Raw genomic sequence first — 12,986 nt, forward strand, 5'->3', positions numbered from 1 at the left:
ATCCGGCCGGAAGGCGTCCCTCGCCTGGGAGTGCCAGGGTGGAGACGACCTGGTGCACCCGCTGCACCCGGTCGACCTCGGACATGGGACGAAAGGGCCGCGACATGCGTATCGATCTTGCCGGCAGGACCGCGGTCGTGACCGGCTCGTCCCAGGGCATCGGCCTCGCCATCGCCACCGGGCTGGCCGGCGCCGGTGCGCGTGTGGTGCTGACCGGACGGAGCCGCGAGCGGCTCGACACCGCTGCCGGAGCGCTGCGCGGCACCGAGCCCGGCGCCCAGCTCCTCACGGTCGCCTGTGACCTCGCCACGGAGCAGGGAGCCGCCGAGCTCCTAGAGGCCGTGCCCGCCGCGGACATCCTCGTCAACAACCTCGGCATCTTCGGCTCCCGGCCGCCACTGGAGATCACCGACGACGAGTGGCGCACCTACTTCGACACCAACGTCCTCAGCGCCGTACGCCTGATCCGCCGCTATCTGCCCGGCATGACCGGTCGGGGGTGGGGCCGTGTCCAGAACATCGCCAGCGACTCGGCCGTCGTCATCCCCGCAGAGATGATCCACTACGGCATGTCGAAGACCGCTCTGCTCGCGGTCTCCCGCGGGTTCGCCAAGGAGGCCGCGGGGACGGGGGTGACGGTGAACTCCGTGATCGCCGGCCCCACCCATACCGGTGGCGTCGAGGACTTCGTCCACGAGCTCGTCGGCGAAGACCTTCCCTGGGACGAGGCCCAGCGCGCGTTCATGCGTGAGTACCGGCCCCAGTCCCTGCTCCAGCGGCTCATCGAGCCCGAGGAGATCGCGAACCTCGTCGTCTACCTCAGCTCGCCCCAGGCGTCCGCCACCACGGGCGCGGCCGTGCGGGTGGACGGCGGGTACATCGACTCGATCGTGCCCTGACCTCCGGGGCTGGCATGATCAGGGGCATGGACGAGCGCATCATCGCCGCGTGTGACGGGGCATCCAAGGGCAATCCGGGACCTGCTGCCTGGGCATGGGTCGTGGCCGACGGACAGGGTGAACCCCAGCGGTGGGAAGCGGGCCCGCTGGGCACCGCCACCAACAACGTCGCCGAGCTCACCGCCCTGCTGGAACTGCTGAGGTCGACCGACCCGGCCGTGCCCGTCGAGGTGCGCATGGACTCGCAGTACGCGATGAACGCGGTGACCAAGTGGCTGCCGGGGTGGAAGCGCAACGGCTGGAAGACGTCGGGCGGCAAGCCGGTCGCCAATCGGGAGCTGGTGGTCGCCATCGACGAGCTGCTGAGCAGCCGAAGCGTGACCTTCCGCTACGTCCCGGCGCACCAGGTGGGCGGCGACCCGCTCAACGCCGTGGCCGACCAGGCCGCGAGCGAGGTCGCGGTCTCCCAGCAGGCCGCGGGGACCGCGCACGGCACCACGGACATGCCGGTGCCGGCCCCGGCCCGCTCGACGAAGAGCCGGACGGCGGGGGCGGGCGAGGCCAGGAGCGGCTCGGCTGCCGGATCCACGGCCAGGAAGAGCTCGGGCAGCGGAACGATCCGTGCCAGGTTCGCGGGCCGGTGCCACTGCGGGAAGCCGTACGCGGCCAAGGACATGATCGCCAAGAACCCGAACGGCTGGGGTCACCCGGAGTGCCGGGCGGCGCTCGCCTGAGCGGTCCCGGCCGGTTCAGACATCGGCCCAGACGAGCCGGCCGGACACGCTGGTGCGGGTGCCCCACCGCGTGGACAGCGCGTCCACGAGCATCAGACCCCGCCCGTCCTCGGCCACCGACGCGAGGCTGAAGCCGTCGCCCGTGCCGTGCGGTCCGCCGAGGGCCACCGGGCCGGGGCCCTCCGAGCCATACGTCCCGTACGCCGGATCGCCGTGCAGCCCGGGATCCCGGGGGCCGGGCAGTCCCGGTACGTGCCGCCTGCCGCGGTTCCACACGCAGATGCGCACGCGGCCGGAGGTCCGCAGGAGGCGGCACCGGATCCGCCGGCCCGCGGTGTGCTCCACCGCGTTCGCGACCAGCTCGGTCACGACCAGGGCCGCCGTCTCGACGCGCTCGTCCGGCTCTCCCCAGCCCCGCATGGCTTCCTGCACGCGGTGCCTCGCGACGGGGACACCCCTGGGGAGGCGGGGGATCCACCAGCTCTGTGCGCTACGCCCGCCCGAACCCGACGGGGTCAGGCGTGCGCACGTAACTATTTCCGACATGTACGTACTCTCCGTGCAAAATGCATACTTTGCAAGGGGCAGAATGTCAGGATGATTCGGAATCAGAGCTTGTGGCTCCGAAATCCGCACATGACCGTGCATACGAGGAAGGGCAGTGGATGAGGCCCCGGTCCGGCCCCACCGTCGAGCACCGTGTCCTGGCGGAGCGCATGCGGATGCTGCGGGAACGCGCCGGCGTCAGCCTCCGGGCGGCGGCCGTGGCACTGGGTGCCCACCCCGCGACCGTCCGGCGCATCGAGCGCGCGGAGACCGGCCTCGACGCCCATCAGGTCCGCGTCCTCCTGGAACGCTACGCGGTGTCCGCCGCGGAGGCCGAGCCGATCATGACGGGTCTCGCGGCCGCGAACCTGCCCGGCTGGTGGCACCGGTGGCGGGATGCGATGCAGCCTTGGCAGCAGGAGGTCATCGGCATCGAGTCCTCCGCCGCACTCGTGCGGACCTGGCATCCCGCGCTCGTACCCGAGCTGCTGCGCACCCCGGCCTACGAGGCGGCCCTGCGCAGGGCCCTGACCGCGGATCCCGCGCCGAGACTCGACCGGCACATCGAACTGCTGGCGGAGCGGCAGCGCCGGCTGGAGGAGCGCGGCGCCGCCCTCTGGGCCCTGCTCCCGGCAGCCGCTCTCCACACGACGGTCGGCGGCCCCGTGGTGATGGCGGAGCAGCGGACCGTGCTGGAGGAGGCCGCATTCCGGAAGCACCTCACCGTGCAGGTAATGCCCCTCGACTCTCCGCCGCACCCCATGACCGGCGTCCCGGCCCTGCATCTGCTGCGCGTCCCGGCCCCGGAGATCGGCGACCGCGCGGTCCTGGAGAGCCCCGGCGCCAGGGTGGACATCATCGGTGAGCCGGCCGCCGTCATGGATTACCGCATCAGGCTGGACGGCGCCTGCGCGGCCGCCCCGCATCCGGGGTCCCCGCTGCCGGAAGATGGCGACAGAGCGGGAAACCCGTGAAGGCCGGGCTCGTTGTGGTTTCGAACGCCGGATGACGGTCACGCGGACCTACGGAGCCCGGAAACCAAGTGGAATCCAGCAGAGACCGACGGACCGTTCCCTGTGAGAAGGAGTGAGAGTCATGGACAACTGGCGCACGCACGCGGCGTGCCGCGAAGAGGACCCCGACCTGTTCTTCCCCATCGGCAGCACCGGCCCCGCGCTCGTGCAGGCAGAGGAGGCCAAGGCTGTCTGCGGTGCGTGTCCCGTGCGGGAACAGTGCCTGGAGTGGGCCCTGGAGAACGGCCAGGACTCGGGCGTCTGGGGAGGCATGGACGAGAACGAACGCCGTGCCCTGAAGCGCCGCCGCGCCCGGCAGCAGGCCAGGAGCCACGGATGACGCCCCCCGGCGCCGGTCGCCCCGAGAGAAGACGGTGAGCCGTGGACACCTCGGTCTGGCTCGTGGTCGGCGCGGTCGCGGTCCTGCTCATGGCGGGTACCGCCGCCGTTCTGCTGGTCCGCGTGATCCGTGCCAGGAAGCTGCTCGTCGACGCGGGCGTCCCCCTGCACAACAAGGCGCTCGTGTGGGCGGCGGTGATCTACACGGTGTCTCCCGTCGATCTCCTGCCGGATCCCGTCTACCTCGACGACATAGGCTTCCTGCTGCTGGCCCTGCGCTCGCTGCACTCCGCGGCGCACGCGGCCGGCGCGGGCCGGAGGAAGCCGGCCGTGACCGGAACGGAATCCGGCGGCAACCTTTCGGCGACGGGCAGCAACTGAGGGGGCGTAAGCCGTCCCCTGCCAGAAGGTGCCTCTCGTGGAGCCTCTGCTTCCCCACCCCGATACCCGCCCTCGCCGCAGACGCCGTACCACCCGTACCCGCGCACTGGTCGGCGCCCTGGCGGCAGGGCTGCTCGCCGCCGGCGGGCTCGTCGCACTCGGCCCCGTCTCGCAGGCCGCCACCGCACGGCAGGCCGAGGCGCTGGACCGCGGCGTCGTGAGCGTCCACACCGACAGCGGCAACCTCGTCAGCTGGCGCTGGCTGGGCACCGACCCCGACAACGTGTCGTTCAACGTCTACCGGGCCGGCACCAAGGTCAACGCCTCGCCGGTCACCGCCTCGACGAACTACTTCCACTCCGGCGCGCCCGCCACCGCCGACTACACGGTCCGCGCGGTCGTCGACGGGGTGGAACAGGGCGACTCCGTGCACGCGATCCAGTTCCGCGCCGGATACAAGGACGTGCCCATCAGCCCGCCCGCGGGCGGGACGACGCCCGACGGTGTCGCCTACACCTACGAGGCCAACGACGCGTCCGTCGGTGACCTGGACGGTGACGGTGCCCTCGACTTCGTCCTCAAGTGGCAGCCCACCAACGCCAAGGACAACTCCCAGTCCGGCTACACGGGCAACACGATCGTCGACGGGATCAAACTCGACGGCACCCGGCTCTGGCGGGTCGACCTCGGACGCAACATCCGCTCCGGCGCCCACTACACCCAGTTCCAGGTCTACGACTACGACGGCGACGGCCAGGCCGAGGTGGCCATGAAGACCGCCGACGCCAGCGTCGACGGCACCGGGAAGATCATCGGCAGTTCCTCCGCCGACCACCGCAACTCCTCCGGATACATCCTGTCGGGCCCCGAGTTCCTGACGATGTTCAACGGCAGGACCGGTGCGGCGATGGGCACCGTCGACTACGTCCCCGCACGCGGCACGGTGTCCTCGTGGGGCGACTCCTACGGCAACCGCGTCGACCGCTTCCTCGCCGGTACGGCCTATCTGGACGGCGCCCGGCCTTCCCTGATCATGGCGCGCGGCTACTACACGCGCAGCGTCATCGCCGCGTGGGACTGGCGGGGCGGCGCCTTCACCCGGCGCTGGACCTTCGACACGAACAGTTCGACGAACTCCGGCAAGGGCTACGACGGTCAGGGCAACCACCAGCTGTCCGTCGCCGACGCCGACGGGGACGGCAAGGACGAGATCATCTACGGCGCCATGGCCGTCGACGACAACGGCAGCGGACTGTGGACCACGAAGAACGGCCACGGCGACGCGATGCACGTAGGGGACCTCGATCCGTCCAGGGCGGGACTCGAGGAGTTCAAGGTCGACGAGGACAGCTCGAAGCCGTCCTCGTGGATGGCGGACGCGAAGACCGGGCAGATCCTCTGGTCGACGCCGGCGAGCGGCGACAACGGACGCGGGGTCTCCGGCGACATCTGGTCCGGCAGTGCCGGTGCCGAGTCCTGGTCCTCGGCGGTCTCCGGCGTCCGCGGCCCGAAGGGCGACGTGGTCGCCAGCCGTAAGCCGTCCTCTTCCAACTTCCTGTCCTGGTGGGACGGCGACACCACCCGTGAACTCCTCGACGGCACCCACATCGACAAGTACGGCACGTCGTCCGACACCCGCTTGCTGACCGGGGCCTCGGTCCACTCCAACAACGGCACCAAGGCCACGCCCGCGATCTCCGGCGACCTCTTCGGCGACTGGCGCGAGGAGGTCGTCTGGCCGACCACCAACAACACGGCGCTGCGGATCTACTCCACGCCGGTCGAGACCGGCACGAAGATCACCACGCTGCTGCACGACACCATGTACCGGACCGCGCTGGCCTGGCAGAACACCGCTTACAACCAGCCCCCGCACCCCAGTTTCGCCATCGGCAGCGGGATGGCGACCGCACCCCGGCCGAGCATCACCACGCCGTAGCGTGCCGGCGGGCCGCGTTCCTGTGGCACGGGGCGTGGCCCGCCCGTCGCACCACCGGGTGCCGTCTCCGGCGGAGGCACCCGGTGGTGCGAGCCGGGCGGAAAGCCGCAGCTAACGGCCCGTGAGGGGATCGCGGCCCGTGAGGCAGTAGACACCGCCTGCCGGATCCCGCATCACCGTCCAGCCGTCCCCGTCGCGTACGAACGCGGCACCGAGCCGTTCGTGCAGGACCCGGCCGGCGGCCAGGTCCGAGCAGGCGATGTCGAGATGCGCCGAAGCGGGGCGATCCTCCTCCAGGCGCTGGAGGAGCAGGTGGACGGGCACATCCCCGGGCGGACGCAGCGTGTGGAACTCCGGGTGGACGCCGGGAGTGCCCTCCCAGCCCGTCAGAGCCGTCCAGAACCCGAGTTCGGCCTCGAAGGCCGCGGGTGACACGTCGAGGCAGAGCTGGTCGAGCCGGCTCGTGATGCCGCCAGGGCCGGTGAGGACCGGCGGCCGGACCAGTTGTCCGCGCCAGGGCACCACGCAGAAGGTCTGGCCGCCGGGGGAGCGGAGCACCGTGAGACCGGGCCGTCGGCCGACCACCACGGCGCCCAGCCCGGTCGCACGCGCGGTGAACGCGGGTGCGTCCTTCACCGCGAGATCCGGGTGTGTGCCGCCGCCCCCACCGACGGCCTGCACCGCGAGGCAGGCGTCGGCCTCCTCGGGGATGAGCGTGGTGAACTCACCCCGCTCGCCCCACGGTCCGGAGGCGCTCGTTCCCGTGACCGCGCTCCAGAAGCCGACGGCGGGCCCAACTTCCGCCGCGGGGCGGTCGATGAAGGCGTACGTCCAGCGGATCATGGCGCTCCTCTGCTGCGGACCGGTGTGTCACGGAAGCAACTGCCATGGTGTCAGGCCCACCGGGTCCGCGGCGGGCGCGCGTCCGGCCGCGGGGCTTTGCGCCTGTGGCCCGCAGGCCCGTTCACGACGCGTTCACCGGCCGGATCGGTCCACGGCATTCCCTCGCACGCCCCGGGGACCTACGCTCGGCCGCGCACCGATCAACGCTGTCCGCACTGTGGTCCGAGCCGTGCTGACAACGTTGTCCATCTCTTCGGAGGTATCCGAGAACATGTACTCCAGACCGTCCGCGGCCCGGCGTCTCGCCGCACGGGCCGCCGCGATCGTCCTCACCGGCGCGCTCGCAGGCGCCGTGGCGCCACCGGCCGCCCAGGCCGACGCGCTCGTCACGCGTCCCACCACCTACGTGGACCCGATGATCGGTACGGCGAACGGCGGCAACACCTATCCCGGCGCGGTACGCCCGTACGGCATGATCGCCTGGTCGCCGACCAGTACCACGGGCGACCAGACGAGCACGGGCGCCGCAAACGGCTACGAGTACGGCGTGACACGCATGCGCGGACTCAGCCTCACCCATGTCAACGGAGCCGGCTGCAACCCCGGCGCCGCGGGTGACGTGCCCATCATGCCCTTCGTCGGGGACGTCACCTCCTCGCCGTCCGCCGACACCAAGGACGCGGTCTACGCCTCAGGGTTCTCGCACGCCGACGAGCGTGCCGTGCCCGGCCGTTACACCGTCGGCCTGGACTCGGGCGCCACCGCCGACCTGGCCGTGAGCGAGCGCGCGGGCGTGGCCGACTTCGCCTTCCCGGCGGACAAGCCGGCCAACCTGCTCTTCCGCGTGTCCAACTCCCTCAACGGCAGTGAGGACGCCGACATCGAGATCGACACCGCGCACCGCAAGGTGACCGGTTCGGTGCTCACGGGAGCGTTCTGCGGGCGGCGCGCCAACGGCGGCACCAACAACCGCAAGAGCTACTACCGCCTCTACTTCAGCGCATCCTTCGACCGTGACTTCGCCACCACGGGAACCTGGCGTGACGCCACCCTCGCCCCCGGCTCCACGAGCGGAAGCGGTGGTGAGGGGTACGCCACCGGGGCGGACCGCGCCGGCCGGGGATCCGGAGGCTGGGTCGGGTTCGACACCTCGGCCGACGACGACGTACGCATGCGGATCGGCATCTCCTACGTGAGCCGGGCCGGCGCCGAGGCCAACCTCCGCAAGGAGATCGCGCCGAGGGCGAGCGTCGACGACGTGGCCCGGGCGGGATCCGCGGCCTGGGACCGCGAGCTCGGCTCCGCGCGCGTCGGCGGAGGCAGTGACGCGCAGCGCACCACCTTCTACACCGCGCTGTACCACTCGCTGATGCAGCCGAACCTCATCAGTGACACCGACGGCCGCTACCCCGGCATGGACGGGAAGCCGCACCGTGTGACGGGAGGTCAGAAGGCTCAGTACAGCAACTTCTCCGGGTGGGACCAGTACCGCGCCCAGATCCAGCTCCTCGCCCTCCTCAAGCCCAGGATCGCCGGGGACTTCGCCCAGTCCCTGTACAACTTCGCCCGGCAGAACGGCGGCGTCTGGGACCGCTGGGTGCACGTCAACGGTGCCACGCACGTGATGACGGGTGATCCCACAGCCGCCACGCTCGCCACCTTCTACGCGATGGGCGTACGCAACTTCGACTACGAGGGCGCCTTCGAATCCCTGGCACGTCAGGCCACGGTGCCCCATCCGGACGGTCTCTCCGACGCGGGGTGCCCCGGTCAGTGCACGGGCCAGCGGCCCAACCTGGCGCAGTACCTGCAATCCCACTACGCGGCCCAGGACGTCTGTCACTGCTGGGGCGGCGCCGCCGAGACCCTCGAGGACGCGGTCGCCGACGCGGCGCTCGGCCGCTGGGCCCGGCTGCTCGGACGCGACGAGGAGGCCGACGCCTTCGAGGAGCGCGGCCTCTGGTGGCGCAACGTCTTCAACCCCGATGCCGGTGACGGAGCGGGAACCACCGGCTACGTCCAGGCACGCAACCTCGACGGTTCCTGGGTGACGCCCTTCGGTCCCGGCAGCGACAAGGGCTTCGCGCAGGGGACGAGCGCCACCTACACCTGGATGGTCCCGCAGGACGTCCAGGGGCTGGCCGAGGCCATGGGCGGCCGTGAGACGGCGGCGAAGCGGCTGGACGCCTTCTTCCACAAGGCTGACGGTTCCTGGTCGGTCAAGGGTGGGGACGCGCTGCGCTACGACCCCACCAACGAGCCGGGCATCCATGCCCCTTGGCTCTACAACGCGCTCGGCATGCCCTGGAAGACACAGGAGACCGTACGCGAGATCGTGGACACGGTCTACGGGACGGGGCCGCGCGGCCTGCCCGGCAACGACGACCTCGGCACCATGTCGGCCTGGTACGTCTTCTCGGCACTCGGCCTCTACCCGCAGACACCGGGCAGCGCCGCCATGCTGCTCGGAACACCGCTCTTCCCGTCCGCGGTGCTCGAGCGGTCCCAGGGCGGGGACATCCGGATCAGTGCCCCGGCCGCCGATGCGACACATCCGTACATCGACGCGGTGAAGGTGGACGGCCGCCCGGCCGACAGGTCCTGGGTGGACGCCCGGCTGGTCACCCGGGGAGGCTCGCTGGCCTACCGGCTCGCCGAGGAGCCGAACACGTCCTGGGCCACGGGACCTGCGGGTCTTCCGCGGTAGTGCGCCAACTGTCGCTGCGGTGGGGCCCGGTGGGCGGCGCGATGCCGCCCACCGGGTCCCGCGCCCGTTGCGCGGGGTGTGGAAGAGGTCTCGTTTTTCTATCGTTGAAAATTCTGCGTGCACGACCGTTGTCAGGTGTTTGAGGCTGTGGCTCAATGTTCGACTATGTGCAGTGCTTCGCGGTTCGGAGCACTTCGGCTTCTTCGACGAGGACGACGCCTTGATACGACAACTAGCCCGCCCCCGCACGCTTTTCAGAACGCTCGCCTGTACTGCGGCGCTGCTGCTTCCGGTCGGGGCCACGCTGGTCCCGACCGCCGCAGCCGCCGCTCCCGCCGAAGGGGCCGCCGCAGCATCGGCGTTCGTGAAGGACGACCCGTCCACCGAGCCGCACGGACTCAAGGGCGAGTACTTCGCCATGTCCGCGCCGGGCGCCCGTGACTTCGCCGAACTAGGCGCGACCGCGCTCGACCCGGAGATCAACTTCCCCGGTCTGACCGGGGCGTTCGAGTCGGCCACCGGCAGGACCGAGCACACGACCGCCCGCTGGACGGGGCAGATCGCGGCGCCCGAGACCGGCGACTACACCTTCTCCGCCATCGGCGACAACGGCTTCCGGCTCTTCATCGACGACAAGCCGGTCATCGACCACTGGGTGCCGGACTGGGACAAGGAGCAGACCAGCGCTCCGGTCTCGCTGAAGGCCGGTGAACAGCACACCTTCCGGCTGGAGATGTTCCAGGACGTCGGCGGGGCGAACATGTTCCTGCGCTGGTCCAGCGCGAAGCTGGCCAAGCAGATCGTGCCCGAGTCCGCGTTCACCCCGCCCGCAGACTTCGAGGTCTACCCGGTCGCGCTCAGCGTCGCCGGGAACGGCCTCAAGGTGCAGGCGACCTTCGACCACGAGCTCGGCGGCATCAAGGACGTGAAGGACCACCTCACGGTCGAGGCGGACACCACGCCGATGCCCGTGAAGTCCGTCGCCAGGGCGTCGAACAACCGCAAGGCGCTCGTCGTCACGCTGGACGCGGCCGTCCAGAAGGGCCAGCAGGTCCGGGTCGCGTACGACGGCAAGGGCGGCCTGAAGAACGGCGAGGAGACCGTCCCGGAGATCAGCCGCAGGGCGAAGAACCTCTCCACGCACCGGCTGACCACCCCGTGGGGCGACAAGGTCGACCGCAAGAACCCGCTGCCCGAGTACCCCCGGCCGCAGCAGGTCCGCGACGACTGGAAGAACCTCAACGGCCAGTGGGAGTTCGCGGGAGCGGCCGCCGGTGAGCAGCCGGTCTTCGGCAAGTCGCTCGACGAGCGCATCACCGTGCCCTACCCCGTCGAGTCCCAGCTCTCCGGGCTCGAGCGCCACGAAGACCACATGTTCTACCGCAAGCTCGTCACGGTGCCCAAGAGCTGGTCGGTCGGCAAGCGCGGCAGTGACGAGCGGCTGAAGCTCAACTTCGGGGCCGTCGACTACCACGCACGGGTCTGGGTCAACGGCAAGCAGGTCGCCGAGCACACCGGCGGCTACACCGCCTTCAGCGCCGACATCACCGACGCGCTCAAGGGCACCGGTCCTCAGGAGGTGGTCGTCGCGGTCACCGACACCACCGGAGCGGACCAGCCCACGGGCAAGCAGTCCGCGAACCCGAGCGGCATCTTCTACACCGCCACCTCCGGTATCTGGCAGACCGTCTGGATGGAGCCCGTCGCACCCGCCGCGGTCGACTCCCTGAAGACCACGCCGGACATCGACAAGGGCCGGCTCGCGGTCACGGTCAACTCCGAGGGCGCCTCGAAGTCCGCCAAGGTCACGGCCGTGGCGCGTGACAAGAAGGGCAAGGTCGTCGGCACCGTCACCGGTCCGGCCAACGGCGAGCTGAGCCTCCCGGTGGCCAAGCAGCACCTGTGGACGCCGGATGACCCGTACCTGTACGACCTGGAGGTCACGCTCAAGGACGGGCGTTCCAAGGACACCGTCGACAGCTACTTCGGGATGCGCTCCTTCGGTGTCGCCGAGGTCGGCGGCTACCAGAAGCTGGTGCTCAACGGGAAGCCGTTCTTCTCCCTCGCCCAGCTCGACCAGGGCTTCTACCCCGACGGTCTGAACACGGCGCCCAGCGACAAGGCCCTGGTCTTCGACCTCAAGGCGCAGAAGGACCTCGGCTTCAACTCGGTCCGCAAGCACATCAAGGTCGAGCCCGCCCGCTGGTACTACCACGCCGACCAGCTGGGCCTCCTGGTGTGGCAGGACTTCGTCTCCGGCAACATCACCGGCGAGAAGGGCCAGAAGGCCTTCCTCGACCAGGGTGCCGAGATGATGGAGCAGCTGCACAACTACCCGTCGATCGGTGCCTGGATCGTCTTCAACGAGGGCTGGGGCGAGTGGGACCGCACCGAGACCGGCAGGATCACCGAGAAGGTCCAGGCCGCCGACCCCTCGCGCGTCGTCAGCGCCCACAGCGGAGTCAACTGCTGCAACTCGAAGGGTGACTCCGGCAAGGGCGACATCATCGACCACCACGACTACAACAACACCGACCCGGCCTTCCCCGACGAGAAGCGTGCCGCGATCGACGGTGAGCACGGCGGCTTCACCCTGCGGATCCCCGGCCGCATGTGGCCCGGCGCGCCCACCGCGATCTACAGCGGCGTCGCGGACAAGGACGCACTGACCGCGAAGTACGTCGACAACACCCGCACGTACTACCTGGACGCGGCTCGCGCCGAGCTCTCCGGCTCGATCTACACCCAGGTGACCGACCTGGAGAACGAGCTCAACGGTCTCTGGACGTACGACCGCCGCGAGATCAAGGTCGACCCCGCCAAGGTGCGGAAGATCAACCAGGAGGTCATCGCCGCCGGCGCCGCCGCGGGCGAGCGCGACGAGATCAAGGGCGGCGGGGCGTGGTCCCTCGACGAGGACAAGGGCACCAAGGCCGCCGACAGCGGCCCCAACCACAAGGACCTCACGCTCTCCGAGGGCACGTCCTGGGCGCCGGGTGTCAAGGGCTCGGCGCTGAAGTTCGACGGCAAGGGCCAGTACGCGCAGACCGACGGCCCGGTCGTCGACACCACCGGTGACTACACCGTCTCGGCCTGGGCGTCGCTGGACGCGCTGCCGGGCAACTACGCCACCGTCGTCAGCCAGGACGGCCGGCGCCAGGAGAACCCGTTCTACCTGCAGTACGGGCAGGGCGGGTTCGCCTTCTCCACCCCCGGCGCCCACCGCGCCCGGCTGGAGATCAAGCCCGAGCTCGGCCACTGGTACCACCTCGTCGGTGTCCGCAGCGGTGACGAGATCAAGCTCTACGTCGACGGCAAGCTGGCCTCCACGGCGGCCGCCGGCACCGCCGACGTGAGCACCGGCGCGCTGTCCGTCGGCCGTGCCAAGTGGTCGGGCGGCAACGTCGACTTCTGGAACGGTTCGGTCGACCAGGTGAAGGTGTACGACAAGGCGCTCACCGATCAGGACGTGACCGCGCTCCACGACGGCGACCGGCCGTAAGGAGCACCCTCCCCGCAGGACCGCTCCCGGCGGCGCGCGCACAGGCCCGCGCCGCCGGGAGCTCCGGCCGTTCCCACGCGTGC

Annotated in this window: 10 protein-coding genes; 8 read left to right on the forward strand and 2 right to left on the reverse strand. The window is 70.5% G+C overall.

What is annotated here, in order from left to right; translation table 11 throughout:
- Positions 1 to 104 precede the first annotated feature (104 nt).
- Together P8A20_RS34375 and P8A20_RS34380 are read left to right on the forward strand one after the other, a co-directional pair.
- A complete protein-coding gene (locus tag P8A20_RS34375) occupies positions 105 to 899 on the forward strand; it encodes an SDR family NAD(P)-dependent oxidoreductase (RefSeq protein WP_306104911.1) in 795 nt (264 codons plus the stop codon).
- A gap of 26 nt (positions 900 to 925) precedes the next feature.
- Positions 926 to 1,633 (forward strand): ribonuclease H family protein, encoded by a 708-nt coding sequence (locus P8A20_RS34380; RefSeq protein ID WP_147960717.1) that lies wholly within the window; start codon positions 926 to 928, stop codon positions 1,631 to 1,633.
- 15 nt (positions 1,634 to 1,648) lie between these two features.
- On the opposite strand, the gene P8A20_RS34385 is transcribed toward P8A20_RS34380, so the two are convergent.
- On the reverse strand, positions 1,649 to 2,053 hold the full coding sequence (locus tag P8A20_RS34385; RefSeq protein ID WP_371606680.1) for an ATP-binding protein: 405 nt from the start codon (positions 2,051 to 2,053) through the stop codon (positions 1,649 to 1,651).
- A 245-nt stretch (positions 2,054 to 2,298) separates the two neighbouring features.
- Here P8A20_RS34385 and P8A20_RS34390 point away from each other — a divergent pair, with 245 nt between their 5' ends.
- The 4 genes from P8A20_RS34390 (at position 2,299) to P8A20_RS34405 (ending at position 5,851) form a co-directional block, all read left to right on the forward strand.
- Positions 2,299 to 3,153: a Scr1 family TA system antitoxin-like transcriptional regulator gene (locus P8A20_RS34390; RefSeq protein WP_147960718.1), complete on the forward strand. Its 855-nt coding sequence runs from the start codon at positions 2,299 to 2,301 to the stop codon at positions 3,151 to 3,153.
- Positions 3,154 to 3,274: 121 nt separating this feature from the next.
- The gene (locus P8A20_RS34395; protein WP_147960719.1) at positions 3,275 to 3,532 is read left to right on the forward strand and encodes a WhiB family transcriptional regulator; all 258 of its coding nucleotides are present in this window, start codon (positions 3,275 to 3,277) and stop codon (positions 3,530 to 3,532) included.
- Between the two features lie 41 nt (positions 3,533 to 3,573).
- Complete coding sequence (locus tag P8A20_RS34400) at positions 3,574 to 3,912, forward strand: YkvA family protein (RefSeq protein ID WP_147960720.1); 339 nt, start codon at positions 3,574 to 3,576, stop codon at positions 3,910 to 3,912.
- 37 nt (positions 3,913 to 3,949) lie between these two features.
- The gene (locus tag P8A20_RS34405) at positions 3,950 to 5,851 is read left to right on the forward strand and encodes a rhamnogalacturonan lyase (protein ID WP_306104912.1); all 1,902 of its coding nucleotides are present in this window, start codon (positions 3,950 to 3,952) and stop codon (positions 5,849 to 5,851) included.
- A 111-nt stretch (positions 5,852 to 5,962) separates the two neighbouring features.
- Here P8A20_RS34405 and P8A20_RS34410 read toward each other — a convergent pair whose 3' ends face one another.
- Positions 5,963 to 6,694, reverse strand: a complete 732-nt coding sequence (locus P8A20_RS34410; protein ID WP_147961433.1) for a VOC family protein — start codon at positions 6,692 to 6,694, stop codon at positions 5,963 to 5,965.
- A gap of 271 nt (positions 6,695 to 6,965) precedes the next feature.
- Between P8A20_RS34410 and P8A20_RS34415 the strand changes: the two genes are divergently transcribed.
- Positions 6,966 to 9,401, forward strand: a complete 2,436-nt coding sequence (locus P8A20_RS34415) for a GH92 family glycosyl hydrolase (RefSeq protein WP_306104913.1) — start codon at positions 6,966 to 6,968, stop codon at positions 9,399 to 9,401.
- 172 nt (positions 9,402 to 9,573) lie between these two features.
- Complete coding sequence (locus tag P8A20_RS34420; RefSeq protein ID WP_306104914.1) at positions 9,574 to 12,903, forward strand: LamG-like jellyroll fold domain-containing protein; 3,330 nt, start codon at positions 9,574 to 9,576, stop codon at positions 12,901 to 12,903.
- The last annotated feature ends 83 nt before the right edge of the window (positions 12,904 to 12,986 follow it).

The sequence above is a fragment of the Streptomyces sp. Alt3 genome, from assembly GCF_030719215.1.
Classification (GTDB): Bacteria; Actinomycetota; Actinomycetes; order Streptomycetales; family Streptomycetaceae; genus Streptomyces; species Streptomyces glycanivorans.

Bases quoted from the DNA above. Each gene is read 5' to 3' on its own strand.
- P8A20_RS34375 (WP_306104911.1), top strand. From the start codon at position 105: ATGCGTATCGATCTTGCCGGCAGGACCGCGGTCGTGACCGGCTCGTCC.
- P8A20_RS34380 (WP_147960717.1), top strand. From the start codon at position 926: ATGGACGAGCGCATCATCGCCGCGTGTGACGGGGCATCCAAGGGCAAT.
- P8A20_RS34385 (WP_371606680.1), bottom strand. From the start codon at position 2,053: ATGCGGGGCTGGGGAGAGCCGGACGAGCGCGTCGAGACGGCGGCCCTG.
- P8A20_RS34390 (WP_147960718.1), top strand. From the start codon at position 2,299: ATGAGGCCCCGGTCCGGCCCCACCGTCGAGCACCGTGTCCTGGCGGAG.
- P8A20_RS34395 (WP_147960719.1), top strand. From the start codon at position 3,275: ATGGACAACTGGCGCACGCACGCGGCGTGCCGCGAAGAGGACCCCGAC.
- P8A20_RS34410 (WP_147961433.1), bottom strand. From the start codon at position 6,694: ATGATCCGCTGGACGTACGCCTTCATCGACCGCCCCGCGGCGGAAGTT.
- P8A20_RS34415 (WP_306104913.1), top strand. From the start codon at position 6,966: ATGTACTCCAGACCGTCCGCGGCCCGGCGTCTCGCCGCACGGGCCGCC.